The organism is Mycobacterium sp. pW045 (assembly GCF_041287085.1).
Lineage (GTDB): Bacteria > Actinomycetota > Actinomycetes > Mycobacteriales > Mycobacteriaceae > Mycobacterium > Mycobacterium algericum_A.
Window position 1 is genome coordinate 480,725 of sequence record NZ_JBGGKU010000001.1, and the last position, 24,748, is coordinate 505,472.

20 protein-coding genes and 2 tRNA genes are annotated in these 24,748 nt (G+C 68.1%); 7 read left to right on the forward strand and 15 right to left on the reverse strand.

What is annotated here, in order from left to right:
• Positions 1 to 11: 11 nt before the first annotated feature.
• Positions 12 to 88: transfer RNA gene (locus tag ACAG20_RS02125), tRNA-Pro, on the reverse strand.
• Positions 89 to 214: 126 nt separating this feature from the next.
• On the opposite strand from ACAG20_RS02125, the gene ACAG20_RS02130 reads away from it, so the two are divergent.
• Positions 215 to 285 (forward strand) — tRNA-Gly (locus ACAG20_RS02130).
• Positions 286 to 321: 36 nt separating this feature from the next.
• Positions 322 to 1,545, forward strand: a complete 1,224-nt coding sequence (locus ACAG20_RS02135) for a serine hydrolase domain-containing protein (protein ID WP_112683861.1) — start codon at positions 322 to 324, stop codon at positions 1,543 to 1,545.
• A 31-nt stretch (positions 1,546 to 1,576) separates the two neighbouring features.
• On the opposite strand, the gene ACAG20_RS02140 is transcribed toward ACAG20_RS02135, so the two are convergent.
• The 4 genes from ACAG20_RS02140 to ACAG20_RS02155 are packed head-to-tail and all read right to left on the reverse strand — an operon-like array spanning position 1,577 to position 4,439.
• A complete protein-coding gene (locus tag ACAG20_RS02140; protein WP_112683860.1) occupies positions 1,577 to 2,377 on the reverse strand; it encodes an Fpg/Nei family DNA glycosylase in 801 nt (266 codons plus the stop codon).
• Positions 2,378 to 2,394: 17 nt separating this feature from the next.
• Positions 2,395 to 2,874 carry a ribose-5-phosphate isomerase gene (locus ACAG20_RS02145; RefSeq protein WP_205868800.1) on the reverse strand — a complete coding sequence of 160 codons (480 nt, stop codon included), beginning with the start codon at positions 2,872 to 2,874 and terminating at the stop codon, positions 2,395 to 2,397.
• 24 nt (positions 2,875 to 2,898) lie between these two features.
• Positions 2,899 to 3,828 (reverse strand): aromatic alcohol reductase, encoded by a 930-nt coding sequence (locus ACAG20_RS02150; RefSeq protein ID WP_112683858.1) that lies wholly within the window; start codon positions 3,826 to 3,828, stop codon positions 2,899 to 2,901.
• Positions 3,828 to 4,439: a DsbA family protein gene (locus ACAG20_RS02155; protein ID WP_370491354.1), complete on the reverse strand. Its 612-nt coding sequence runs from the start codon at positions 4,437 to 4,439 to the stop codon at positions 3,828 to 3,830. Before ACAG20_RS02155 ends, ACAG20_RS02150 begins: the two co-directional genes overlap by 1 nt.
• A gap of 98 nt (positions 4,440 to 4,537) precedes the next feature.
• Between ACAG20_RS02155 and pepN the strand changes: the two genes are divergently transcribed.
• On the forward strand, positions 4,538 to 7,096 hold the full coding sequence (pepN, locus tag ACAG20_RS02160) for an aminopeptidase N (protein WP_112683856.1): 2,559 nt from the start codon (positions 4,538 to 4,540) through the stop codon (positions 7,094 to 7,096).
• Positions 7,097 to 7,148: 52 nt separating this feature from the next.
• Here the strand turns inward: pepN and ACAG20_RS02165 are convergent, their stop codons facing one another.
• The 3 genes from ACAG20_RS02165 to ACAG20_RS02175 all read right to left on the reverse strand — a co-directional run bounded on the left by ACAG20_RS02165 (position 7,149) and on the right by ACAG20_RS02175 (position 8,656).
• Positions 7,149 to 7,817: a hypothetical protein gene (locus tag ACAG20_RS02165; protein WP_370491355.1), complete on the reverse strand. Its 669-nt coding sequence runs from the start codon at positions 7,815 to 7,817 to the stop codon at positions 7,149 to 7,151.
• A gap of 151 nt (positions 7,818 to 7,968) precedes the next feature.
• The gene (locus ACAG20_RS02170; RefSeq protein WP_370491356.1) at positions 7,969 to 8,436 is read right to left on the reverse strand and encodes a DUF5130 domain-containing protein; all 468 of its coding nucleotides are present in this window, start codon (positions 8,434 to 8,436) and stop codon (positions 7,969 to 7,971) included.
• A complete protein-coding gene (locus tag ACAG20_RS02175) occupies positions 8,423 to 8,656 on the reverse strand; it encodes a hypothetical protein (protein ID WP_112683879.1) in 234 nt (77 codons plus the stop codon). Before ACAG20_RS02175 ends, ACAG20_RS02170 begins: the two co-directional genes overlap by 14 nt.
• Before the next feature lie 121 nt (positions 8,657 to 8,777).
• Between ACAG20_RS02175 and ACAG20_RS02180 the strand changes: the two genes are divergently transcribed.
• Positions 8,778 to 9,758, forward strand: coding sequence for a carbon-nitrogen hydrolase family protein (locus ACAG20_RS02180; protein WP_370491357.1), 981 nt, complete (start codon positions 8,778 to 8,780; stop codon positions 9,756 to 9,758).
• 1 nt (position 9,759) lies between these two features.
• On the opposite strand, the gene ACAG20_RS02185 is transcribed toward ACAG20_RS02180, so the two are convergent.
• Positions 9,760 to 10,395 (reverse strand): HNH endonuclease, encoded by a 636-nt coding sequence (locus ACAG20_RS02185; RefSeq protein ID WP_370491358.1) that lies wholly within the window; start codon positions 10,393 to 10,395, stop codon positions 9,760 to 9,762.
• Between the two features lie 136 nt (positions 10,396 to 10,531).
• Between ACAG20_RS02185 and ACAG20_RS02190 the strand changes: the two genes are divergently transcribed.
• Positions 10,532 to 10,939 (forward strand): globin, encoded by a 408-nt coding sequence (locus tag ACAG20_RS02190; RefSeq protein WP_112683852.1) that lies wholly within the window; start codon positions 10,532 to 10,534, stop codon positions 10,937 to 10,939.
• Positions 10,939 to 12,516: an alpha-amylase family glycosyl hydrolase gene (locus ACAG20_RS02195; RefSeq protein ID WP_370491359.1), complete on the forward strand. Its 1,578-nt coding sequence runs from the start codon at positions 10,939 to 10,941 to the stop codon at positions 12,514 to 12,516. Before ACAG20_RS02190 ends, ACAG20_RS02195 begins: the two co-directional genes overlap by 1 nt.
• Before the next feature lie 45 nt (positions 12,517 to 12,561).
• Here ACAG20_RS02195 and ACAG20_RS02200 read toward each other — a convergent pair whose 3' ends face one another.
• The 5 genes from ACAG20_RS02200 to ACAG20_RS02220 all read right to left on the reverse strand — a co-directional run bounded on the left by ACAG20_RS02200 (position 12,562) and on the right by ACAG20_RS02220 (position 21,165).
• Positions 12,562 to 13,002: an acyl-CoA thioesterase gene (locus ACAG20_RS02200; RefSeq protein WP_370491360.1), complete on the reverse strand. Its 441-nt coding sequence runs from the start codon at positions 13,000 to 13,002 to the stop codon at positions 12,562 to 12,564.
• Positions 12,999 to 17,861 (reverse strand): NAD-glutamate dehydrogenase, encoded by a 4,863-nt coding sequence (locus ACAG20_RS02205; RefSeq protein WP_370491361.1) that lies wholly within the window; start codon positions 17,859 to 17,861, stop codon positions 12,999 to 13,001. Before ACAG20_RS02205 ends, ACAG20_RS02200 begins: the two co-directional genes overlap by 4 nt.
• Positions 17,862 to 17,915: 54 nt before the next feature.
• Positions 17,916 to 19,592: an energy-dependent translational throttle protein EttA gene (gene ettA, locus ACAG20_RS02210; protein WP_112683849.1), complete on the reverse strand. Its 1,677-nt coding sequence runs from the start codon at positions 19,590 to 19,592 to the stop codon at positions 17,916 to 17,918.
• 82 nt (positions 19,593 to 19,674) lie between these two features.
• Positions 19,675 to 20,157, reverse strand: coding sequence for a single-stranded DNA-binding protein (locus ACAG20_RS02215; RefSeq protein ID WP_370491362.1), 483 nt, complete (start codon positions 20,155 to 20,157; stop codon positions 19,675 to 19,677).
• Between the two features lie 153 nt (positions 20,158 to 20,310).
• The gene (locus ACAG20_RS02220) at positions 20,311 to 21,165 is read right to left on the reverse strand and encodes an LppX_LprAFG lipoprotein (protein ID WP_205868799.1); all 855 of its coding nucleotides are present in this window, start codon (positions 21,163 to 21,165) and stop codon (positions 20,311 to 20,313) included.
• Between the two features lie 175 nt (positions 21,166 to 21,340).
• Here ACAG20_RS02220 and ACAG20_RS02225 point away from each other — a divergent pair, with 175 nt between their 5' ends.
• Positions 21,341 to 22,687 carry an MFS transporter gene (locus ACAG20_RS02225; protein ID WP_112683876.1) on the forward strand — a complete coding sequence of 449 codons (1,347 nt, stop codon included), beginning with the start codon at positions 21,341 to 21,343 and terminating at the stop codon, positions 22,685 to 22,687.
• Positions 22,688 to 22,689: 2 nt separating this feature from the next.
• Here the strand turns inward: ACAG20_RS02225 and ACAG20_RS02230 are convergent, their stop codons facing one another.
• Positions 22,690 to 24,702 (reverse strand): cytochrome c oxidase assembly protein, encoded by a 2,013-nt coding sequence (locus ACAG20_RS02230; protein ID WP_370491363.1) that lies wholly within the window; start codon positions 24,700 to 24,702, stop codon positions 22,690 to 22,692.
• Positions 24,703 to 24,748: the final 46 nt, after the last annotated feature.

Sequence of the window (24,748 nt, forward strand, 5' to 3'; positions counted from 1 at the left end):
GCGCGCGCTGCTGGTCGGGGTGACAGGATTTGAACCTGCGGCCTTCCGCTCCCAAAGCGGATGCGCTACCAAGCTGCGCTACACCCCGCACTGACCAGGCGATCCTACGGCCCGGCGACAACGGCAACACAGCCGCCCGCACCTGACGGGCCGCAGCGGGGAGTGCCAATTGGATTTGAGGTCGGCAACGCCGGTACAGTCTGGCCTGGATAATGCGGGCGTAGCTCAATGGTAGAGCCCTAGTCTTCCAAACTAGCTACGCGGGTTCGATTCCCGTCGCCCGCTCGAAACGGGGATTTTCCCTGGCAGGAAGGCACGCCTATGGGCGGCACCCAGCACGTCCGGATTCACGGGTCGTGCTCGCCGCGCTTCGAACGGGTGCGGTACGAGTTCGAGCGCAATTTCACGCTGCGCGACGAGCTCGGCGCTGCCGTCGCGGCATATGTCGACGGGGAACTCGTCGTGAACCTGTGGGCCGGCTCGGCCGATGTCGACGGTCAGCGCCCCTGGCAGGAAGACACGCTGAGCACCGTGCTGTCCGGCACCAAGGGGCTGACCAGCACCTGCGTGCACCGGCTCGCCGAGGGCGGCGAACTGGACCTCCGGCGACCGGTGGCCCACTACTGGCCGGAGTTCGGCCGGGCCGGCAAGGGCGACATCTCACTGGCGATGGTGTTGGCGCACCGCTCCGGGGCGATCGGGCCGCGCGAACCGATGCACTGGCGCGACGTCACCGACTGGGACCTGGTCTGCCGGCGGTTGGCGGCCGCCGAACCGTGGTGGCGGCCCGGCACCGCGCAGGGCTACCACATGACCACCTACGGCTTCATCATCGGCGAGGTCGTCCGCCGCGTGACCGGTATGACGGTGGGCCAGTATCTGCACAGTGAAGTCGCCGGCCCGCTCGGCGCCGAAGTCCACATCGGCGTGCCGGCCGACCAGCAGCCTTACCGCTGCGCCGACCCGGTGGGCAAGCCGACGATCCGGGAGATGCTGGCCTCGGCCGGCGCGCCCAAGCGCCCCACCTCGCTGGACCACCATTCCAAGGCGGGGCTTGCGGTGGCAATGGGGTTCGCCCCCGACGACGAGATCGCCACCAACGACCTGACGCTGTGGCGGCAACTGGAGTTCCCCGGCACCAACGCTCAGGTCTCCGCGCTGGGAATGGCCACGTTCTACAACGCACTGGTGCAGGAGAAGCTGCTCAGCCGTCCCACCATGGACCGGCTGCGGGTGCTGCAGGGCGGCACCGAAACCGATCTGGTGCTCGGTCCCCGAGTCGCCGAACACGGGTGGGGCATGGGCTACATGCTCAACGCCCAGGGCGTCAACGGTCCCAACCGGCGGATCTTCGGGCACGGCGGACTGGGTGGCTCGTTCGCGTTCGTCGATCTGGAGCACCGCATCGGCTACGGCTACGTGATGAACCGGTTCGACCACACCCAGGCCAATGCCGACCCGCGCAGCGTGGTGCTGTCCAACGAGATCTACCGCGCACTCGGGGTGCCGATTCGCCCCCGCCGCGAAACGGTCTACGACGACTGACGCGCTGCCCTCGGTGGCGGCGCGCACCTGCCTAGCTTTGGCAAGACGGGCACCAGAACACGTTGCGGGCCTCCAATTCCGCAGTGCGCACGGTGTTCCCGCACAACCGGCACGGATCCCCGGCGCGGCGATACACGTAGGTACGTGGCTTGCCGGGCGCGTAGGCCGGTGCACCGTGATCATCTTCGGGCCGGACCACCACGATGTTGCCGCGCCGCAGCCCCACCTTCATCAGCGCCACCAGATCGGTCCAGATGGCGTCGAATTCCGCTTCGTCGATGGCGGTGCCGGGCCGGAACGGGTCGATCCGATGCCGGAACAGCACCTCGCTGCGGTAGACGTTGCCGACGCCGGCGAGCACCGATTGGTCCATCAACAGCGCGCCGATAGTTCTGCGGGACTTGCTGATTCGCTTGAAGGCCAGCGCCGGGTCGGCATCGGCGCGCAGCGGATCCGGCCCGAGCCGCGCGATCACATCAGCGGCGAATGCCTCGTCGACCACCTCACAGGCGGTCGGGCCGCGCAGGTCGGTGCCGTACTCGGCACCGATCATGCGCATCCGGACCTGGCCGACCGGTGCCGGCACGCCGTCGGCGAGGTGGAATTCGGTGAAGTGGCCGTAGATGCCCAAGTGGACGCGCACGATCGGTCCGCCCGCGTAATGGTGGAACAGCTGCTTTCCCCAGGCTTCCGCACGGGTGAGCGCCCGTCCGTCGACCGTGGCGGCACCGGCTTCGAACCTGCCCTGCGGACTGGACACCGCTACCGGAGCGCCGGCGAAACGCCGTTGATGCAACCGGGCCAGCCGGTGCAGGATGTGCCCCTCGGGCATGCCGGACGGTCCCCTGGTCAGGCCGGGGCGCCCGGCACCGGCGGCGCCTCGTGAGTGCGTTCGTAGGCCGCCAGGATGTCGATGCGCCGCTGATGGCGTTCGGCTTTCGACCACGGTGTGCTCAGGAACGCGTCCACGATGGCGAGCGCCTCGGCGGTGGAGTGCATGCGGCCGCCGATGCCGATCAACTGCGCATTGTTGTGCTCGCGGGCCAACTTTGCCGTCTCGGTGCTCCACGCCAGCGCGCACCGCGCCCCGGGCACCTTGTTGGCGGCGATCTGCTCCCCGTTGCCGGATCCGCCGATCACGATGCCCAGGCTGCCGGGGTCGGCCACCGTGCGCGACGCCGCGGCGATGCAGAACGCCGGGTAGTCGTCCTCGGCGTCGTAGGCGAAGGCCCCGCAGTCGACCGGTTCGTGCCCGGCCTGCTTCAGGTGCTCGAGGATCTGCTCTTTGAGCTCGTAGCCGGCGTGGTCGCAGCCGAGGTAGACGCGCATGGCGGTCATTGTGTCAGAGTCTCCTCAGCGCGCCGGCGCGGGTTTCAGGTTATCCCGTGCCCACTGAGCGGCGGTCGTGGTGGCGATGTTGTGCCGTCCGTTGAACGTGTCGCCGATGTCCCACGCCACCCCTTTTCCCTGCGCGAAAACAGCGCGGTACTTCTTCATCGAGTCGTCGGTATCGCGCTCGGATTCCTCGATCAAGCCGGACACCGGCCGAAGCACCCGGTCGACTTTGCACCCAAGCACCTCCTCGGCAAGGTCAGCGAGATCGGCGTACGTGATGGTGTCGCCGGCCAGGTAAATCACCTCATTGGCGAGCCTCGGGACGGTAAACAAAATGCGCGCCGTCAGCGCCCCAATATCCTCCGGCGTCGTCACCGTGACGGCGGTATCCCAGCTGCCCAGCGCGTACACCGTTCGGCCGGGCGCATCGACCACACCGAATGATGGGTGGAACAGGAAACTGGTGAACATACCGGTGGAGATGATCAGCCACTCGGTATCGCTCTGGCTTCGCAACAGGTCCCGAACGTCGAGCTGTTCATCGAAGAGATGCTGCGGACTGCCCCGGCCGATAACGTCGTAGTCCACACCGAATTGCCATGGGACGAAACGCCTCACACCCGCGGCCAGCGCGGCGCGAGCCAGTTTCAGCTGCGTGCCGACACCCGCCGCAAATCCGACACAGCTGATGACCGTGTCGAAACCGCCGAATACCTCCGCCAGCTGAGCCGACGTCCACGTGACCACGTCGCCCGACTCGATCCCGGCACCCAACTGTCGTATCCGGGCAACCGCGTGTTGTCTGGGCGGATCGCTCGATTCGACGGTCGCCGGCCGCAGCAGCACCGACACCGCGGTATCGGACCGACCCGCGCTGCCCGTTAACGCCCGCAACACCGCCATCCCGAGCTCTCCGGCACCCAACACCAGGATGCGCTCGCTAACCATCAGTCGAACTCGGGCGCCTCACTGCGGGTGCGCTTGAGCTCCCAGAAATGCGGGTAGGACGCGAACGTCACCGACGCATCCCACAGTTGCCCGGCCTGCTCGCCGCGCGGGATCCGGGAGAGCACCGGACCGAAGAAGGCCACCCCGTTGACGTGGATGGTCGGGGTGCCGACGTCCTTGCCGACGGGGTCCATCCCGGCGTGGTGGCTCTTGCGCAGCGCCTCGTCGTAGGTGTCGGTGGTGGCGGCGTCGGCCAGCTCGGCCGGCAGGCCCACCTCGGCCAGCGCACCGGCGATGACGTCGGGGAGGTCCTTGTTGTTCTGGTTATGGATCCGGGTGCCCATCGCGGTGTACAGCGGGCGCAGGATCTCGTTGCCGTGCTGCTGTTCGGCGGCGATCGCCACCCGCACCGGGCCCAGAGCGTTCTTCAGCCCCTCGCGGTACTCCTCGGAGATATCGTCGCGATCCTCGTTGAGCACGGCCAGGCTCATCACGCGGAAGGTCACCTCGATATCGCGGACCTTCTCCACCTCGAGGATCCATCGCGAGGTGATCCAGCACCACGGGCACAGCGGGTCGAACCAGAACTCGGCTGTCGACTTGTCGGACATCAGCAAGGTCCTCTCGGGAGCGGGGGAACATCTGTGCAACACAACTATGCCCGTCCGCGCGGTGTTCCCGAGCGGGTCAACGGCTACTGTTGGCGGGCGTGGCACTTCCTAACCTCACCCGCGACCAGGCCGCCGAGCGGGCCGCCTCGATCACCGTCGACAACTACCGGATCGCCCTCGACCTGACCGACGGCGGCGGCAACCCGGGCGAGCGCACGTTCCGCTCCACCACGACCGTCACCTTCGAGGCGCTGCCCGGCACCAACACCGTGATCGACATCGCCGCCGAGACGATCCGCGCTGCCACCCTCAACGGCCGCGCACTCGACGTGTCGGCCTACGACGAGTCGATCGGTATCGAGCTGACCGGCCTGGCCGAGCGCAACGTGGTCGAAGTCGACGCCGACTGCTACTACTCCAACACCGGTGAGGGCCTGCACCGCTTTGTCGACCCGGTCGACGACGAGGTGTATCTGTACTCGCAGTTCGAAACCGCGGACGCCAAGCGGATGTTCGCCTGTTTCGACCAGCCCGACCTCAAAGCGACCTTCGACATCACCGTCACCGCGCCGCGGCACTGGCAGGTGGTTTCCAACGGCGCCACCACCGCTGTGGAAGACGGCGTGCACACCTTTACCACCACCCCCAAGTTGAGCACGTATCTGGTGGCGCTGATCGCCGGGCCCTATGCCCGGTGGGACGACGTCTACCGCGATGAGCACGGCGAGATCCCGCTGGGCCTGTTCTGCCGGGCATCGCTGGCCGAGCACATGGACGCCGAGCGGCTGTTCACCGAGACCAAGCAGGGATTCGGTTTCTACCACCGCAATTTCGGTGTGCCGTATGCGTTCGGCAAGTACGACCAACTGTTCGTGCCCGAGTTCAACGCCGGGGCAATGGAGAACGCCGGCGCGGTGACGTTCCTGGAGGACTACGTCTTTCGCAGCAAGGTGACCCGGGCGTCCTATGAGCGGCGCGCCGAGACCGTGCTGCACGAGATGGCACACATGTGGTTCGGCGACCTGGTCACCATGCGCTGGTGGGATGACCTGTGGCTCAACGAGTCGTTCGCGACATTCGCCTCGGTGTTGTGCCAGAGCGAGGCGACCGAGTACACCAGTGCCTGGACGACGTTCGCCAACGCCGAGAAGTCGTGGGCCTACCGCCAGGACCAACTGCCCTCGACGCATCCGATCGCCGCCGACATCCCCGATCTGGCCGCCGTCGAGGTCAATTTCGACGGGATCACCTACGCCAAGGGCGCATCGGTGCTCAAACAGTTGGTGGCCTACGTCGGCCTGGACCACTTCCTGGCCGGGCTGCGCGACTACTTCGCTGCGCACGCCTTCGGCAACGCGACGTTCGACGACCTGCTGGCCGCCCTGGAGAAGGCCTCGGGCCGCGACCTGTCCGACTGGGGCCGCCAGTGGCTCAAGACCACCGGCCTGAACACCCTGCGCGCGAACTTCGATCTCGACGACGCCGGGAAGTTCACCCGGTTCGCCGTCACCCAGGACGGTGCCGCCCCGGGCGACGGCGAGACCCGGGTGCACCGGCTGGCCATCGGCATCTACGACGACGACGGCGCCGGGCGCCTGGTGCGCACCCACCGCGAAGAACTCGACGTCGAGGGGCCGGCAACGGCAGTGCCGGCGCTGGAGGGGGTTTCGCGAGGAAAGCTGATCCTGGTCAACGACGACGACCTGACCTACTGCGCACTGCGACTGGACCCGGAGTCGCTGGCGACCGCGCTGGAGCGCATCGCCGATATCGCCGAGCCGTTGCCGCGCACGCTGGTCTGGTCGGCGGCCTGGGAGATGACCCGCGAGGCCGAGCTGCGCGCCCGGGATTTCCTGGCACTGGTGCAAGGCGGTATTCAGGCCGAAACCGAGGTCGGGGTCGCCTCGCGGCTGCTGCTGCAGGCGCAGACCGCGCTGGGGTTCTACGCCGAACCCGGCTGGGCCGCCGAGCACGGTTGGCCGGCGTTCGCCGACCGGCTGCTGGAGTTGGCCCGCGCAGCCGAGCCCGGCTCCGATCACCAACTGGCCTACGTCAACGCACTGTGCACGTCGGTGCTGTCCGAACGGCACACCGCGGTGCTGGCGGCGCTGCTAGACGCCGACCCCGCAGATCAGGGGTTGGCCGGGTTGGCGGTCGACACCGATCTGCGCTGGCGGATCGTGGTGGCCCTGGCCCGCAGCGGCGTGCTCGATTCCGAGGCGATCGACGCCGAGATTCGGCGTGATCCCACCGCGGCGGGCAAGCGCCAGGGCGCGCAGGCCTCGGCGGCGCGGCCGCACCCGGAGGTCAAACAGGCGGCCTGGCAGCAGGTGATCGAGGACGACACGCTGGCCAACATCACCGGCCGGGCGATCATCGCCGGGATCGTGCAGCCCGGGCAGCGCGAGCTGTTGGCGCCGTTGACCGAGAAGTACTTCGCCGCGATCCGTGGTGTCTGGGAGCGGCGCTCCAGCGAGGTGGCGCAGACGGTAGTGGTGGGGCTGTATCCGGGCTGGGACGTCAGTCAGGCCGGATTGGACGCCGCCGAGGCGTTCCTGGCCGATCCCGCGGTGCCGCCGGCCCTTCGGCGGCTGGTGCTGGAGGGCCGGGCCGGGGTGGAGCGGTCGTTGCGGGCGCGCACCTTCGACGCCGCTTGAACAGACACCGCCGGAGCGGACAGCTCCCGACCCGCTCAGGCCCGGTGCCGGCTCACTGGTAACCGCCGTCGGACAATCCCGCGTCGCTTTCAAAGCTGTTGGTGCCGCCGAAGATCCGCACTCTTGCCTCCTCGGCGAGATAGCGCGCGGGAAACTGTATCGACCCCAGCGCGGCCCACTGCTGGGCGTGAATCTCCTCGTGATGCAACACCCGGTCCAGCTCGGGACCACCGGGCGAGATCCGTCCGGCTTCGACGATCTCTCGCAGCCTGCGCATCGGGTCGGGACCGTGATCGATGTTGACCATGAACAGGTCACCCCACATGGTCCCGGCACGGCGGGTGAGCTGGGCGTGAAGCCGATTACCGCCCAGCCCCATCAGCAACCCGTTGGGCGTGGTGACCAGGCAACCGCCGGTGTTGCAGATGGCCCGGACCGCGTCGTAGCTCCAGCGGTTAGCTCGCTGCCGCTGAACAATCCGCTCGAATTCGACCACACCGTAGGGCGTCTCGGGAAAATCGTTGCGGGTGCTGGTCCGGCCGTAGCCGGTACCCGCGTTGAGCAGGTATGTCAGCCGCACCGCGTGACGGGTCTCCTTCCCGCCGGCACCGCGGGGAACCACGAAGAAGCTCTGACCGTGCGGGTCGGTGATCTGCTCCATCGCGTCCAGAGCCCGGAAGCTGTCACGGGAGAGGCGCTGCCGGCGGACGATCTCGGCCACCGCCTGCGGGGCAACCCCGCGCCGGTCGAGGTTCGCCAGCCAACTGTGGTGCGCCGGCGACGCCGATACGACGGCAGCGCGAGTGTGTCGACCGGGGCTCCCGCGCCAGCGCGAGGCACCCCCAGCCACGTCCGCGACCGAAAGACGGCGGCTAGGCCGGGTTGATGCCGGCGCTGAGCACCTGCACCGCGTTGACCAGGCCGTCGATCAGCTTGCCGTCGCTGAATTCCGCGGCCGCCGCGGCCACACCCTGCGATGCCGCCACCGGGGCGATGCGGTCGGCCACACCGGCGCCGTAGACCACCTCGATGGCCCGCTGGTCCGGCGAGACCGCGATGAGCACCGCGTCGTTGGGGGTGGGCACCTTCGCCAGGATCTCGCGCGCCCGCGCGGCGGTGTCTGAGCCCAGGTCCCCGATGTAGACGGCGAAACGGGCGTTGGTCTGCCGTGACCCGTAGGTCAGCGCATCATCGAGCGCCACCAGCTCCTTGACCGGGAACGGGTAGTGCAGCGACGCCTCGCCCGGCTCCGTGACCCCGGAAATCCGACCGCTGTAGGTGATCGCCGACCCGTACGGCAGGTCCGCCGGATCGATCGTCGCGACCTCACCAGTTGCCACTGGCTCCACCCCCCACGCTGAACTCGGACTTGCCATGACCATGGCCGCGACCGACGGCCTCGTCGGTCGCCGCCCACAGGATCGGTGGATGTGTCCAACGGTCGGCCATCTGGTAAACGGCCGCGCGCGGCCCCTTCTGCGACCAGATCCGGGCTGACAGCAGCGCGACCAGCACAACCGGAATGCCGACGAAGTAGCCGAGGAATGACAACACGCTCACGCCGTAGACGGTATCCCACCGGGAATCGACCGGTGGCGGGAACCCGGGCTGAGGCCATATCTTCGCACTGGTAACCGGCGTCCGGCAGGTCTGCGCCGTCGTTGCAGAAGGGCGATGATCAATGGTTCTTGCGGCAGCTGTCCAGTTGGAGGCCGTGCTGGGCGATGTGTCGGCCAATCTGGCCGCCTGTGAGCGCCTTGCCGATGCGGCGGGCCGGGCCGGTGCCGAAGTGATCGCGCTGCCGGAGTTCTTCACCACCGGGATCGGCTTCGACGAGTCGCTGGCCACCGCCGCGCTGCCGCCCGATGGTGCGGCGACCGAGCTTCTCACCGCCCTGGCCCGCCGGCATCGCGCACTGGTGGGTGGGTCATTCCTGTGCCGCGATCCCGACGGCCACGTCCGCAATGCCTACCTGCTCGCCGAGCCCGACGGCGGTTCAGCGAGGCTCGACGAAGGAGAGCCGAAGCTGGGACCGCCGCATGGAGCCGGGGTGGTGGGCCGGCACAACAAGGATCTGCCCACGATGTGGGAGAACGCCTTCTACACCACCGGCGACGACGACGGGGTGCTCGCTGCGGCCGAACACGCGGTGGGGGCCGCGGTGTGCTGGGAGCTGATGCGCACCCAGACCGTGCGCCGGCTGCGCGGCCGGGTGGACCTGATGATGACAGGCTCGGGCTGGTGGTCGATTCCGCGGTGGCGACCGCACGCGCTCTTCGACCGCCTGGAACGCAATAACGCCGGCACCGCTCGGCGGGCGGCGGCGTCGTTCGCCCAGTACGTCGGCGCCCCGGTGGTGCACGCCGCCCATGCCGGCACCCTGACCTGCGCCATGCCGTGGCTGCCCTTGACGTATCGGGGCCACTTCGAAGGCGCCACCCTGATCACCGACGCCGACGGCACCGTCGTCGCCGAGCGGCGCGCCGACGAGGGCGAGGGCATCGTCCTGGGTGAGATCACGCTGGGGCGGCAACCGGCCCGACTCGACCCGCCCGCCGGCTTCTGGCTGCATCGGCGAGGGACGCTGCCGACCGCGGTGTGGCACTACCAACGCTGGCATGGCCGTCGCTGGTACCGGCGCCACGTCGTTCAACCGGCCTAGTTCAGGCGGCGCCTTCGCCGAGGTAGCGCATCCACACCGGATCGAGGTCGTGGATCACCGCCAGCAGCCGCCAGTGCTGGCCCTTCGGCGACGTGGGCACCAACCGCAGCGTCCAGCCGAGCTCGGCCAACAACCGGTCGGCCTTGCGGTGATTGCAGGCCGAGCAGGCGGCCACGCAGTTCTCCCAGGAGTGGTCGCCGCCCCGGCTGCGCGGCACCACGTGGTCGACGGTGTCGGCCTTGCCGCCGCAGTAGGCGCAGCTGTGTCGGTCGCGGTGCATCAGCGCGGCGCGGGTCAACGGGATCCGGGCGCGGTAGGGCACCCGGACATAGGACCGCAGCCGGATCACCGAGGGCACCACCACCGACCGGGTCGCCGAGTGGATGACCGGGCCGGCCGGGTCGTCGTGCACCACATCGGCCTTGCCGCAGATCAGCATGACGATGGCACGCCGCAGTGGAAGCGCCGTCAACGGCTCGAAGGTGGAGTTCAGCAGCAGCACCCGCCGCCGGGTCCAGATCGAGGCGGCGTCGTCGCCAGTCCCCGAAGCAGACACCGAGTGCAGGCTGGGGGTGGCGGCAAGCCCGGTCAGGCTCGCCACCGGGGCACCGGGTCTGCGGTGGCCCCGACGCTTCATATCGGCCTTCGGGAGTCGTTTTCGTGCTGCACCATAAATCCTCCGCGGAACAGTTCACCATGATTCGACGCTGGTCGCACGCCTAATTGCTGTGTGTTCTAGCTGTGTGTCTGGCAGGAACCGGCGATAGCCCACAATGGTGGCGATGCAGCCGATAGAAGAACCTTCGTTTTATGACGCCGTCGGCGGGGCGGAAACCTTCCACGCCATCGTGTCGCGGTTTTATCAACTGGTCGCCCAGGACGCGATCCTGCGCCCGATGTACCCCGCCGACGACATGGACGGCGCCGAGGAGCGGTTACGGATGTTCCTCGAGCAGTACTGGGGCGGCCCGCGCACCTATTCCGAACGCCGCGGCCACCCGCGGCTGCGGATGCGCCACGTCCCGTTCCGGATCGGCCCGCTGCAACGCGACGCCTGGCTGCGCTGCATGGTCACCGCGATCAACGAGATCGACGGCGACACCCTCGATGACGCACGCCGCGCCGAGCTGTTGGACTACCTGCACTCGGCGGCCGATTTCCTGGTCAACGCGCCGATCTGATGGACGACAGCAGCAGCCCCGACGACCACCCCTGGTGGGCCGACAGCGTGTTCTACCAGGCCTATCCCCGCTCGTTCGCCGACAGCAACGGTGACGGGGTCGGCGATCTGCCCGGGGTGATCGCCCACCTGGACTACCTGCAGGGTCTGGGGATCGACGCGATCTGGCTGAACCCGGTGACGGTGTCGCCGATGGCGGATCACGGCTACGACGTGGCGGATCCCCGTGACATCGATCCGCTCTTCGGCGACCTGGCGGCGCTGGACCGGTTGGTGACGGCCGCGCACGAACGCGGGATCAGGCTGACCATGGACCTGGTGCCCAACCACACCAGTTCGGCGCATCCATGGTTCGTCGCGGCCCTGGCGTCCGGGCCGGGCAGCCCCGAACGGGAGCGCTACGTCTTCCGCGACGGGCGCGGGCCCGGCGGCGAGCTGCCACCCAACAACTGGGTGTCGGTGTTCGGCGGTCCGGCCTGGACCCGGGTGGCCGATGCGTACGGCCCCGGCCAGTGGTATCTGCACCTGTTCGACCCGACGCAGCCCGATCTGAACTGGGACAACCCGGAAGTCATGGCGGATTTCGAGCGGACGCTGCGGTTCTGGATGGACCGCGGCGTCGACGGCTTCCGGATCGACGTCTCACACGGTATGGCCAAACCGCCGGGACTGCCCGACATGCCGGTCACCGACGTGAAACTGCTGGCGCACCGCGACGACGATCCGCGGTTCAACCAGCCGGGCGTTCATCGGATCCACCGTGCGATTCGCGCGGTCTTTGACGACTACCCCGGGGCGGTGTCCGTCGGCGAAGTCTGGGTGCACGACAACAACCTGTTCGCCGAATACCTGCGCCCGGACGAACTGCACCTGGCGTTCAACTTTCGGCTGCTCCAAGCCGACTTCGATGCGGCCGGGATCCGCGACGCGATCGAGAACTCGCTGGCCGCGGTCGCATCGGTGGACGGCACCGCTACCTGGGCGCTGGAGAACCATGACGTGCAGCGGTCGGTCACCCGATACGGCGGCGGCGCAACCGGATTGGCGCGGGCGCGGGCGATGGCACTGGTGCTGCTCGCGCTGCCGGGGGCGGTGTTCATCTACAACGGTCAGGAGTTGGGCCTGCCGGAAGTCGAGTTGCCCGATGCGGCGCTGCAGGATCCGGTGTGGGAGCGCTCCGGGCACACCAAGCGCGGCCGCGACGGCTGCCGGGTGCCGCTGCCGTGGTCGGGTACCGAGCCGGCGTTCGGGTTCTCCGACAATCCCGACACTTGGCTGCCGATGCCGCCGCACTGGGCGCCGCTGACCGTCGAGAACCAGCTCGCCGACGGCCACTCGACGCTGCAGCTCTACCGCCGAGCAATCGAATTGCGCAGCAGCCGAGCTGAATTCAGCGGACGGCAGGTGAACTGGCTGGATTCACCGCCGGGAACCCTGGCGTTCCGGCGCGGTGGCCTGGTGTGCGTCCTGAACGCCGGTGAGTGTCCGGTGGTGCTGCCCGAGGGCCGGCTGATTCTGGCCAGCGCAGCACTCGGCGACGGCATGTTGCCGCCCGACGCCGCGGCGTGGCTGGCCTGAGGGCCGGAGGGGTCACCCGCGACCACCCGACCAGACCCGGCCTGCTCAGCGTGTCCACCGCTGCAGGTACTCCCGGTGCGCCGGTGACAGCCGCACCAGCTTCTGCTCGTCGATGCTGAAGGCGGCCAACTGGCTTTCGGCAATCACCGCCGGCTTCGAATCCGGTGCGGCGCTGACCGAGCGCACCTCGTAGCCGATGGTGAAGTCCACTGTGCGCAGCCGTGAGATCCACATCGTCACCTGCAACGGCGAGTCCGTCAGCCGCAGCTGTCCCTTGTAGGTGACCTTCACCTCGGCGATCAGCAGGCCCACGCTGGTGATGTCGACCGCGAACGCCGGCGACAGGAACGGCACCCGCGCCTCTTCGAGGATGGTGACCATGGTCGCGTGGTTGACGTGCTGGTACATGTCGATGTCCGACCAGCGCACCGGAACTGCGGCGATGAAACCCGGTTTCACGGCATCGTCGCCGGCGAGTTTGCTCATGACGCCGATCCCCGGCCGCTGGCCCGGGTCATGCTGCGGAGCTGCCGCGCGGCCACCGACAGTGCGGCCAGATCCCGCTGATCGGATCGGTAGATCTGGGTCAAGGTGCGCCGCGCCCGTTCCACCCGTGACCCGTTGGTCGATTCCCACTCGGTGATTTTCTGCATCCCGTCCTCGTCCGGTTCGCCGACCGCCAGCACGTCCAAGCACAGCGACCGCACCGAATTGTAGATGTCATCACGGATCGCCAACCGCGCCAAGGCATGCCAGCGGTCAGCCCGCGGCAATTGCGCCACCGCGGTCAGCAGCCCGTCGGTGCCGAGCCGGTCCATCAGCGCGAAGTAGGTGTCGGCAACCTCGGCGGCGTCGCGCTCGGTGATGTCGGCGACGTCGATGACATCGAGCAGGCTGTAGCGGTACAGTCCCATGGCGATGAGGGCGGCAAGATCCTCGGGTACGCCTTGATCCCGGAACTCACCGGTGTGCTTGGCGACGATGCCGGCGTCGGCGCCGCGCAGCCATTCCGACATCCGCGGCGTCAACTGCCCGACCTGTTCGGCGAACCGGTTGATCTCGGCGCCCACCGCCAACGGTTGCGGACGGTAGTTGAGCAGCCAGCGCCCGGCGCGGTCGATGAGCCGACGCAGATCCAGCGTCATCCGGTCGCAGACGGCCACCGGAAGTCCGTCCTGCTCGCCGGCCACCCGGATCCGGCGCCACAGCTCGCCCACCCCGAAGATCGCGTCGGTCGCCACGTAGGCGCGTACCGCGTCGGTCAGCTCGACACCCACGTCCTCGGTGATCCGGAAGGCGTAGGTGATGCCGGCGGTGTCCACCACATCGTTGATCAGCATGGTGGTCACGATCTCGCGGCGCAGCTGATGCGAGCGGATCTCGGGTGTGAACCGCTGCTGCAGCACACGCGGGAAGTACTGCGGCAACCGGGCCGCGAACACGTCCTGTTCCGGCATGTCGGTTGCCAGCACCGCAGCCTTGAGGGTCAACTTGACGTGCGCCATCAGCGTGGCCAGTTCCGGTGACGCCAGGCCCAGCCCGGCTTCGGAGCGCCGGGCGATCTCCTTCTCCGACGGCAGCGCCTCCAGCTCACGGTTCAGACCGCGGTCGGCCACCAGGTGCCGGATCTGGTCGGCATGCACCGGCAGCAGGCTGGCCGCATTGGCCCGGCTGGTGCCCATCAGGTCGTTCTGTGCGGTGTTGTCGGCCAGCACCAGCGCACTGACTTCCTCGGTCATCGACGCCAGCAGCTGTGGCCGGTCGGCGGGGTCGAGCTTGCCGCGCGTGATCAGCGAGTCGATCAGAATCTTGATGTTGACCTCGTGGTCGGAGCAGTCGACACCGGCCGAATTGTCCAGCGCGTCGGTGTTGATCCGGCCGCCGGCCAGGTCGAACTCGACGCGGCCCAGCGGTGTCACGCCGAGGTTCCCGCCTTCACCGATCACCTTGGCGCGCAACTGGTTTCCGTTCACCCGGACCAGATCGTTGGCGCGATCGCCGACGTCGCTGTCGGATTCGGTCTCGGCCTTGATGTAGGTTCCGATGCCGCCGTTGAACAACAGGTCCACCGGCGCGCACAAAATCGCCCGGATCAGCGCGGGCGGGTGCAGTTCGGTGACTCCCTCATCAAGGCCCAGCACCGCTCGCATTTGCGGGCTGATCGGCACCGATTTCAGCTCGCGCTGATAGACACCGCCACCGGCACTGATCAGCGCCTTGTCGTAGTCGTCCCAACTGGATCGGGGCAGGTCGAACAGCCGCTGCCGCTCGGCGAAGGACCGGGCCGCATCCGGGTCCGGATCCAAGAAGATGTGCCGGTGGTCGAACGCGGCCAGCAACCGGATATGTTCGCTGCGCAGCATTCCGTTTCCGAACACGTCGCCGCTCATGTCCCCGATGCCGACGACGGTGAAGTTCTGGGTCTGGGTGTCGATCCCCATCTCGCGGAAGTGCCGCTTGACCGATTCCCAGGCGCCCTTGGCGGTGATGCCCATTTCCTTGTGGTCGTAGCCGACTGATCCACCGGAGGCGAACGCATCGCCGAGCCAGTAGCCGTAGGATTGCGCGACCTCATTGGCGATGTCGGAGAAACTGGCGGTTCCCTTGTCGGCGGCGACCACCAGGTAGGCATCGTCGCCGTCGCGGCGCACCACCTCCGGGGGCGCGCTGACGGCGTGGGTGACGTGGTCGACGTTGTCGGTGACGTCGAGCATGCCCGAGATCAGCAGCTTGTAGCAGGCGATGCCCTCCTGGCGGGTGGCTTCACGGTCGGCGCCGGGGTCGCCGGTGGGCATCGGGGGGCGTTTGACCACGAATCCGCCCTTGGCGCCGACCGGGACGATGACGGCGTTCTTGACCTCTTGGGCCTTGACCAGTCCGAGGATCTCGGTGCGGTAGTCCTCACGACGGTCCGACCACCGCAGTCCACCGCGCGAGACGAACCCGAATCGCAGGTGCACCCCTTCGACGCGGGGCGAGTAGACGAAGATCTCGAATTTGGGCCGCGGTAGCGGCAATTCGTCGATCAATTGGGGGTCCAGCTTGAACGCCAAGACATTTTGGGCGCGAGCCGACTCGGCGCGGGTCACGAAGTAGTTGGTGCGCAACGTGGCCTGGATCAGCGAGGCGAACGCGCGCAGCACCCGGTCGGTGTCCAGGCTGACCACCGCGTCGATATCGGCTGCCACGTCGGCGGCCGCCGCCTGCGCATCGCGGCCGCGAGACGATCGGGACGGATCGAACAACGCCTCGAACAACGCCACCAACGCCCGCGCGGTGCCCGGGCGATCATTGAGCACCGAGGCGATGTGGCTCTCGCTGTAGGGAAAACGCGCCTGACGCAGGTATTTGGCGTAGCCGCGCAGCACCACCACCTGCTGCCAGGCCAGGCCGGCGCGTAGCACCAGCTCGTTGAACCGGTCGATCTCGACACGGCCCTCCCAGATCGCGGTGACTCCGTCGGCGAAGCGTCGCTGGGCGGCGTCGCGTTCGGCGTCGGTTGCCGGAATGTCGATGCTGGGGTGCGGCGACAGCTTGAACTTGTAGATCCACACCGTCAGACCATCGGTGCGGGTGACGGTGAACGGCCGCTCCTCGAGCACCACCACACCCATGGACTGCAGCATCGGCAGCAGCTGACTCAATGAGGCACCGCGTCCGCCGAGGAACCACGTCAATGGGACCGCGTCGGCCTTGCCGTAGTCGGAGACCACCAATCGGACCGAGCCATCGGTCACCGCCTCGATGATCGCGATGTCCTCGACGGCTTCTGCCGGTGTCACGGCCTGCTTGTAGGTCCCGGTGAACGCCGCCGCGTAGTGCTGCGCGTGCTGTTCTACCGGGGTTCCGCCCGCCGCGCCGATCATCCGGTCCGCCCAGGTGCGGCTGGCCTCGGTCAACCGCGCCTGGATCCGCACCCGGTTGGCCTCGGAGGTGTCGACGGTGCGCGCCTTCGGGTCAGTGGGCAGCCGGACCATGAAATGGATCAGCGCCCAAGGGGCTTCGCTGACCCGGGCGCTGTACTCCACGCCGACGCCACCGAACTCGGCGGCCAGGATCTCCTCCATCTGCAGCCGGACCGGGGTGGTGTAGCGGTCACGCGGCAGGTACACCAGGCATGACACGAAGCGCCCGGTCCGGTCGCCTCGCAGGAACAGCAACGCGCCGCGCCGCGAGCCCAGGTTGGCAACGGCCATCGCCATGTTCAGCAGTTGCTCGGAGCTGATCGCGAAAAGCTCTGAGCGCGGGACGGTTTGGATGATGTCGAGCAGCAACTGGCCCGGGTGACCCGGCTCGCTCTCCGAGAGCGCCAGTGCGTGGCGCACGGTCCGGGAGATGACCGGGATCTCGAAGACATCGGCGTTCATGGCGCCGGCGGTGAACAGCCCGACGAAACGGTGCGCGACGATGTCCTCACCGGTGTTCTCCCGGATCACCACCACGTAGGTGTGTGAGCCGAAACGCATGTAGCTGGGCACGGTGGCCTGCGCCAGGGTCAGTAGGTCATCACCGGTGAGCATGGGCCGCACCGACTTCCGCGTCTGCAGCACGCCCAGCCGGTCGGCGTCGTCGACCAGCACCTGCCCGTCACGGACCACGCCGCGTTGGTAGCCGAGCAGCACGAAGTGCCCGTCGGCCAGCCAGCGCAGCAGCGCGGCGACATCGTCGCGGTCCGGCGCGGTGTAGTGCCCGTGCGCGTTGGTTTCGACGTCCCCGGCCAGGGTGTTGAGCGCATCGTGCATCGCCTGCGAGTCGGTGGCGACCTGGCGGACGTCGGCCATCACGTGGGGCAGCAGCTGTTTGGCCTCGGCCAGCGCTTCGCGGCTGACCGACGGTGAGAGCTGAACATGAATCCAGGTCTCGCCGGCCGAACCGTCTGCCGACTTGTCGCCGTCCGAAGGCTTCGGCGCGACCCAGCGAAGTTCGCCGTCGGCGTCGCGGCCAACGGTGAACACCGGCGTCATGATGCCGGTGTAGGCCACCCCCAGCCGGTGAAGCAGCACCGCCACGGAATCCACCAACATGCCGGCATGCCCGGTGACCGCTTGCAGGGCCGGGCCGAAACCGGCGGCGTCGTCGGCGGCGTAGACGCCGACCCGGGTTTCACCGGCAGGCCGGTGTTGCGCCAGCCGGGCGTGGGCTGCCAGCAACGACGGCGTCACCACAGCCGCGGCCCGTCCGGCCAAATCCTCACCGGACCGGTCGTCGCCGGTCAGCGCATCGCTGTGTGGGCCCCGGTAGGTGGCGACATAGGCGCCCGCGACCCAGTCGGGGATGTCGTGTGGCTGAGCGGGATCGGGAAGCGTTGTCCATGCGGCTGTTCGCCGCTCGGTGGATTCCGTCATCCCCACCCCTCCTGAGCACGTGTCAGCTCCGGCAGCGCCGCTACCGGCCTCACACTAGTCGCGGGTGAGTCTGCGGTGGGTCACTCGATGCGGACGCGCCGCCTCGGCTCCGAGGCGTTCGATCTTGTTCTCCTCGTAGGCGCCGAAGTTGCCTTCGAACCAGAACCATTTGGCCTCATCATCCGCGTCGCCTTCCCAGGCCAGGATGTGGGTGCAGGTGCGGTCGAGGAACCAGCGGTCGTGGGAGATCACCACCGCACAGCCCGGGAAGTTCACCAGCGCGTTCTCCAGCGAACCCAGGGTTTCGACGTCCAGGTCGTTGGTCGGCTCGTCGAGCAGGATCAGGTTGCCGCCCTCTTTGAGGGTCAGCGCCAGGTTCAGCCGGTTGCGTTCGCCGCCGGAGAGCACTCCGGCCGGCTTCTGCTGGTCGGGGCCTTTGAAGCCGAACGCCGACACGTAGGCACGCGACGGGATTTCGTTCTGCCCGACCTGGATGTGGTCGAGCCCGTCGGAGACCACCTCCCAGACCGTCTTTTTCGGGTCGATGCCCGCCCGGGACTGGTCGACGTAGCTGAGCTTGACCGTCTCGCCGACTTTGACCGTGCCGCTGTCGGGTTCCTCGAGGCCGACGATGGTCTTGAACAGTGTGGTCTTGCCGACCCCGTTGGGGCCGATCACTCCGACGATGCCGTTGCGGGGCAACGTGAATGACAGGTCCTTGATGAGCATGCGCCCGCCAAAGCCCTTGTCGAGGTTTTTGACCTCCACGACCAGGTTGCCCAGCCGCGGCCCGACCGGGATCTGGATCTCCTCGAAGTCGAGTTTGCGGGTCTTCTCCGCCTCGGCCACCATCTCCTCGTAGCGCTGCAGGCGGGCCTTGTTCTTGGCCTGACGCGCCTTGGCGCCCGAGCGCACCCAGGCCAGCTCCTCTTGCAGCCGCTTCTGCAGCTTGGCGTCCTTGCGGCCGGCCACCGCGATGCGCTCGGCCTTCTTCTCCAGATAGGTCGAGTAGTTGCCCTCGTAGGGGTAGGCCCGGCCGCGGTCGAGCTCGAGGATCCATTCCGCCACGTTGTCGAGGAAGTAGCGGTCGTGGGTCACCGCCAGGATCGCGCCCGGGTAGCTGGCCAGGTGCGATTCCAGCCACTGCACACTCTCGGCGTCGAGGTGGTTGGTGGGCTCGTCGAGCAGCAGCAGATCAGGCTTGGACAGCAACAGCTTGCACAGCGCGACGCGCCGCCGCTCACCACCGGAGAGGTTGGTCACCGGCTCGTCGGGCGGCGGGCAGCGCAGCGCGTCCATGGCCTGCTCGAGCTGCGAGTCGATGTCCCATGCGTTGGCGTGGTCGAGCTCCTCCTGCAGCCGGCCCATCTCCTCCATCAGCTCGTCGGAGTAGTCGGTGGCCATCAGTTCGGCGACTTCGTTGAACCGGTCCAGCTTGACCTTGATGTCGCCGAGGCCCTCCTCGACGTTGCCGCGGACGGTCTTCTCCTCGTTCAGCGGCGGCTCCTGTTGGAGGATGCCGACGCTGGCCCCCGGAGCGAGGAACGCGTCGCCGTTGTTGGGGGTGTCCAGACCCGCCATGATCCGCAAGACGCTCGACTTGCCGGCCCCGTTGGGGCCGACCACACCGATCTTGGCGCCTGGCAGGAAACTCAACGTGACGTCGTCGAGGATGACCTTGTCGCCGTGCGCCTTGCGGACCTTCCTCATCGTGTAGATGAACTCAGCCATACCGCGGTGTCGCCTCCTGGTCTCGCGAATTTGCTCGCGGCCCATCCTAGGCGGTCGAGCCGGCGCGACCGTCGGGCGCTGGTCAGGCGGTCAGCGCCATCCCATCGTCGGCCTCGGCGGTGTCAGCGGCCTCGGCACCCGGTTCCCCGCCCGCAAGCCCCGGGTCGGCGTCGGCGGGAAGAGCGGCCGGCGGCTGGTCCGGTCCGGCGGCGATGATCTTCTCGACGCGCGCGGCGCACCGAGCCAGATCCGGTCCGACCGCCGTGGCGCGCAGCTCCACCGATGAGCGCCGAACGCCGTCCCTGTCCTCGTACTCGCTGGTGAACACGTGCCCGACCACCACGACCGGCAGGCCCTTACTCAACGATGCGCCCACTCCGGTGACCAATTTGTCCCAGCAGTTGACCGTGACGAACAGTGAGTTGCCCGCCTCCCAGTTGCCGTCGGCGCCACGCCGGCGCGAGTTGCTTGCGACCCGGAACTTGATGAGTTCGTGCTCCCCCACCCGGCGGCGGATCGGATCGGAGGCCACGTTGCCCACCACGGTCAAGTTCGTTTCGTACATTGCGGGTTTCCTTCCTGGTTGCGGCGGACGCGATCAGCCCGCCGGTGCTGCACCCATTGAGCCCGCAGCAGCCGACAACCGGGGCGGGCCGACCGTGGCTGTCACGGCCGGCTGTGGAAGGAATACGAACTGGGGATAACCCCGACAGCGGTGCTACACCCGCGGCTTGGCGACGCTCACCGGCGCATTCCAATTCGAGAAGGTGATCACAACGGACTCGTCGGCACCGGACGCCAGCTTGAGCGCCACCAGGTGATGATCACCGGTCTCCTGGATCCAGACCGTGCACGACGTGCGTTTGGTGGCCTGCAACTGCGGCACGATCTTCTTCGCCGCGCGGGCCGACACCTGGCCGCTGATCCGGACGGTGTGCACTTCGTCAGTGCCCAGCTCGATCGTCTCGCGGCCCTCGACCTCCGGGTCGATGAACTCGGTCAGCATCTCGGCGAGTCCGGTATCCGGGCTCAGGATCGACGCCACGTCGTAGAAGTTCGCGGCAGGCCCGTAGTCGATCCACCGGCCCTCATCTTGCGACACGTAGAGGTCGCCCCCGAACACCACGAACTCCACGTAAGCCGGCGCCCCCCGGTACCTGATCTTGGCGTAGCCCTTCGCCGCCTCGGCAGGCTGCCGGGTCACGTCGCCGTCGAGCGCGCTGATCGCCATGTTCTCGATACTGCTGCTCGCCGACAGACTCAGGTGCGCGCTGTCGACTGCTGCGGTGGTGACGCTGGAATCCTTGAGAATCGCTGCGGCGGTCGGTAGTGGCTCGCTGGCCTTTTTCGAGGACGTGGCCGACGGCTTCGAAGACGTGGGCGATTCCACAGCCGACGGTGATTCGGGAGCCGACGACGCCGTCGGCGCGGAGGCCGGCGCGGTGGTCGGCGCGACTGTCGAGGTGACAGCAGACGACGAAACCGACGGCGCGGTTGGCGGGGTGGACGAGCAACCGGCGACCAGGGCAGCGGCGGCACTCGCAACAGTCAGTACGGCGGGAAGCCTGCGCATGCCCGTCATGCTAGGTGCCCTCGACCACGCGGACCCGGCAGGGGCACCGCACCACGATGAAACCGTTGGTATACCTTGCTTAGCGGTGGATACCAAAGGCCAGTCCGGCAGCGGTGCACACACCGACCGCAGCACATGGGCACGCGACGAAATCCGGGTCTCGGACCCAAAAGCCATGCAACGCTCGATCGCCGGCACTGCTGTCGGCAACTTCATGGAGTGGTACGACTTCGGCATCTACGGCTTCCTCGCCACCACGCTCGCGCAGGTCTTCTACCCCGGCGACAGCTCCAGCGCGGTGGGTCTGATCGCCACGTTCGGCACCTTGGCGGCAGCTTTCGCGGTGCGGCCGTTCGGCGGGATATTCTTCGGCGCGCTCGGTGACCGCATCGGCCGCAAGAAGGTCCTGATCATGACCGTCTCGCTGATGGCGATCGGCACCACCATCACGGGACTGCTGCCGTCCTACGAGGCGATCGGGGTCTGGGCTCCGATCCTGCTGATCATCACCAAGCTGATGCAGGGCTTCTCCACCGGCGGCGAGTACGTCGGCGCGATGACCTACGTCAGCGAACACGCCCCGGACCGCAGCCGGGGCGCGCTGACCGGATATCTGCCGTTGGGCACACTGGGCGGCTACATCACCGGCGCCGGCGTGGTCACGCTGATCCAGTCCCAACTGCCGGTTTCGGACATGCTGCACTGGGGCTGGCGAGTCCCCTTCCTGCTGGGCGTGCCACTGGCGTTCGTCACGCTGTACATGCGGCTGCGCATCGATGAATCACCGGCCTTTGAAGAGCTGGGGCAGGCCGGTGAGGACAACTCGGTGGCCGGCGAAACCGGGTGGCAGCAGTTCCGGCAGACCGTCGTGGGACAGCGCAGCGGGCTGTTGATCTGCATGGGCCTGGTGCTGGCGGAGAACGTCACCAACTACATGCTCACCGGCTACCTGCCGACGTACTTCAAACAGGTCGGCGGTATCAGCGGCAGCCGCGGGCTGACGATGATCGTGGTGGCGCTGGTGATGATGTTGATCGTCGTGATGCCGCTGGCCAGATTGTCTGATCGCATCGGCCGCAAGCCGCTGCTGTGGACCGGCAGCAGCCTACTGATCTTCGGCTCCGTGCCGGCGTTCCTACTGATCCGCCACGGCGGAAGCTATCCGATCCGGCTACTCGGTGTGCTGCTCATCGGGCTGATGCTGGTGTGCTTCAACAGCACCACACCGTCGACGCTGCCCGCGCTGTTCCCCACCCAGGTGCGCTTTTTCGCGGTGGCCATCGGATTCAACATCTCGGTCTCGTTGTTCGGTGGCACCACTCCGCTGGTCGCCGAGACGCTGGTCTCGGGAACCGGCAACGTGATGTTGCCGGCCTTCATCCTCATGGCCGCGGGCGTCGTGGGCGCGATCACGCTGTGGTTCACGCCCGAGACGGCCGGGAAGGTGCTGCCGGGCTCGGGGCCTTCGGTGGCAACCGAGCAGGAAGCGGACGCCATCGCCGAGACCGGATTGCGCGAATAGCGTCAGTGCCGCCCGAGGGCGTCGCGGCGAGCCACCTGGGCCAGCATCGCGTTATAGGCGGCCAACTCGGCGTCGTCGTCCCGGTCGGCGGACCGGTCCATCCGTTTCGCCGTCCGGCTATCACTGCGATGCCACTGCACCAATAGCGCGATCATCACCATCACCAGCGGCAATTCCCCTGCCGCCCAAGTGATTCCCCCACCCAGGTGCTGATCTCCGGCCAGGTCGGTGTGCCAGGGCAACCCCAGGCTGGCATAGAACCACTCGCCCAGCACCTTGTGCATGCCCATCAGCAGCACCCCGAAGAAGCCGTGCATCGGCAGCGAGGCGAACACCACCGCCAGTCTGGCCAGCGGTGAGATCGGACGCGGAGTGGGATCCACCCCGATCACGACCCAGTAGAAGAGGTAGCCGCTGAGCATGAAGTGCACGTTCATCGCGACGTGCCCCGCGTGGCTGCCGACGATCGAGTCGAAGATGGTGCTGAAGTACAGCCCGTAGAAGCCGGCGACGAAGATCACCGCCGCGATGACCGGGTTGGTGAAAAATCGCGAGACCCGGCTGTGCAGTGCCGCCAACAGCCATTCCCGCATTCCGGGCGGTTCGCCGCGCCCGGCGGCTGGCAGCGCCCGCAGCGCCAACGTGGTCGGCCCGCCCAGCACCAGCAGGATCGGCACCAGCATCGACAGCAGCATGTGCACCACCATGTGCATGCTGAACATCGCCGGCATGTAGCGCCCGGTTCCCGACGAGGTGGCGACGAGCAGCGTCGCACAGCCCAGCAGCCAAGCCGTGGTGCGGCCCGCCGGCCAGGCGTCGCCGCGGCGTCGCAGGCGCAGCACACCGGCCAGGTAGACGGCAGCCAGCACCACTGCGGCGGTGCCGAAGATCACGTCGAACCGCCAGTCGAACAGGATCCGCGCCACGGTGGGCGGGCCGGCGAAGTCGTAGCCGATCTTCACCATCGGCACCGACGGGTTCAGCACTGGCGGTGGCGGCGGAGGGGTTCGCCCCAGTCCGACCGCGATCCCGAAGGTGGCCGCGAGGATAGCGGCCTCGACCAGGGCCAGCCGGATCAGCGCGGCGCTCGACGGCGGGTCGGTCCGCAGCGCCGCGACCCCGCTGCGCCGCTGCTGCCAGCCCAGCACACCGAGCAGGCACAGCGCGACGACCTTGGCCAGCACCAATCGGCCGTACTCGCTGGTCAGCAGGTCCGACGGGGCGACGCGCACCAGCGCGTTGAGCACCCCGGACAATCCCATGGCCACAAAGCACCACAACGCCACCGCGGAGAACCGCCGGGCCGCCAGACCGGCGTGTTCACCGCCGCGCAGCGCGTGTACCAACAGCGCGAACAGACCGCCGGCCCACAGCCCGGCCGCGGCCAGGTGGATCAGCAGGCTGTTGGTGGCCAAATCATGTGAGCCGCCGGCCGCCGAGTGCCCGGTCAGACCCAGCGGGACGAGGGTGAACAGCGAACCCGCCAGCAGCACCGGCGTCCAGGACCAGCGCAGCACCGCCAGGCTGACCAAGGTCACCGCCGCGGCGAGAGCTGCCGTCCATCGCCACGCGGACGCGGTGTTGATCATCCCGGTCAGCGACCAGGTGGTGGCCGGATTCAGGAACTCCGACAGGGGGTGTCCGGAGACATCGGAGATGGTCAGCGGCACCAGCAGCGCCGCGCACACCGCCCAGATCCCCGACGCCACGGCGCCCAGCCGCAGGGCGCGGTAGCCGGCGACGTCGAGCACACCGCTGGATTGTGGCGGCACCAGGAACGCGGCGAGCAGAAACGAGCCGACCGCCAACACCGCGGCGATCTCGCCGACCGCCCGCACGAACGGCAGGCCCAGGGTCGTCACCGGGCCCGGATCGGGCAGGCCGGTCACCGTCAGGGCATCGGCCAGCGACAACGCGGCGATCGCGGCGGCGGTACCGCCGGCCAGGATCGCCACCCCGGCCAGCACCGGCACGAACTTGGCCGAGCGGGCACGGGTGGCCGGAGCAGAGGTCATGGTCCCAGCGTATGGTGCGCTCCCGAAACTCCGCGTATCGAGGCGC

Excerpts from the sequence above, each read along its gene's own strand:
- ACAG20_RS02135 (WP_112683861.1), top strand. The coding sequence starts at position 322 with ATGGGCGGCACCCAGCACGTCCGGATTCACGGGTCGTGCTCGCCGCGC.
- ACAG20_RS02140 (WP_112683860.1), bottom strand. The coding sequence starts at position 2,377 with ATGCCCGAGGGGCACATCCTGCACCGGCTGGCCCGGTTGCATCAACGG.
- ACAG20_RS02145 (WP_205868800.1), bottom strand. The coding sequence starts at position 2,874 with ATGCGCGTCTACCTCGGCTGCGACCACGCCGGCTACGAGCTCAAAGAG.
- ACAG20_RS02150 (WP_112683858.1), bottom strand. The coding sequence starts at position 3,828 with ATGGTTAGCGAGCGCATCCTGGTGTTGGGTGCCGGAGAGCTCGGGATG.
- ACAG20_RS02155 (WP_370491354.1), bottom strand. The coding sequence starts at position 4,439 with ATGTCCGACAAGTCGACAGCCGAGTTCTGGTTCGACCCGCTGTGCCCG.
- ACAG20_RS02180 (WP_370491357.1), top strand. The coding sequence starts at position 8,778 with ATGGTTCTTGCGGCAGCTGTCCAGTTGGAGGCCGTGCTGGGCGATGTG.
- ACAG20_RS02185 (WP_370491358.1), bottom strand. The coding sequence starts at position 10,395 with ATGAAGCGTCGGGGCCACCGCAGACCCGGTGCCCCGGTGGCGAGCCTG.
- ACAG20_RS02190 (WP_112683852.1), top strand. The coding sequence starts at position 10,532 with ATGGTGGCGATGCAGCCGATAGAAGAACCTTCGTTTTATGACGCCGTC.
- ACAG20_RS02195 (WP_370491359.1), top strand. The coding sequence starts at position 10,939 with ATGGACGACAGCAGCAGCCCCGACGACCACCCCTGGTGGGCCGACAGC.
- ACAG20_RS02200 (WP_370491360.1), bottom strand. The coding sequence starts at position 13,002 with ATGAGCAAACTCGCCGGCGACGATGCCGTGAAACCGGGTTTCATCGCC.
- ACAG20_RS02205 (WP_370491361.1), bottom strand. The coding sequence starts at position 17,861 with ATGACGGAATCCACCGAGCGGCGAACAGCCGCATGGACAACGCTTCCC.
- ettA (WP_112683849.1), bottom strand. The coding sequence starts at position 19,592 with ATGGCTGAGTTCATCTACACGATGAGGAAGGTCCGCAAGGCGCACGGC.
- ACAG20_RS02215 (WP_370491362.1), bottom strand. The coding sequence starts at position 20,157 with ATGTACGAAACGAACTTGACCGTGGTGGGCAACGTGGCCTCCGATCCG.
- ACAG20_RS02220 (WP_205868799.1), bottom strand. The coding sequence starts at position 21,165 with ATGCGCAGGCTTCCCGCCGTACTGACTGTTGCGAGTGCCGCCGCTGCC.
- ACAG20_RS02225 (WP_112683876.1), top strand. The coding sequence starts at position 21,341 with ATGCAACGCTCGATCGCCGGCACTGCTGTCGGCAACTTCATGGAGTGG.
- ACAG20_RS02230 (WP_370491363.1), bottom strand. The coding sequence starts at position 24,702 with ATGACCTCTGCTCCGGCCACCCGTGCCCGCTCGGCCAAGTTCGTGCCG.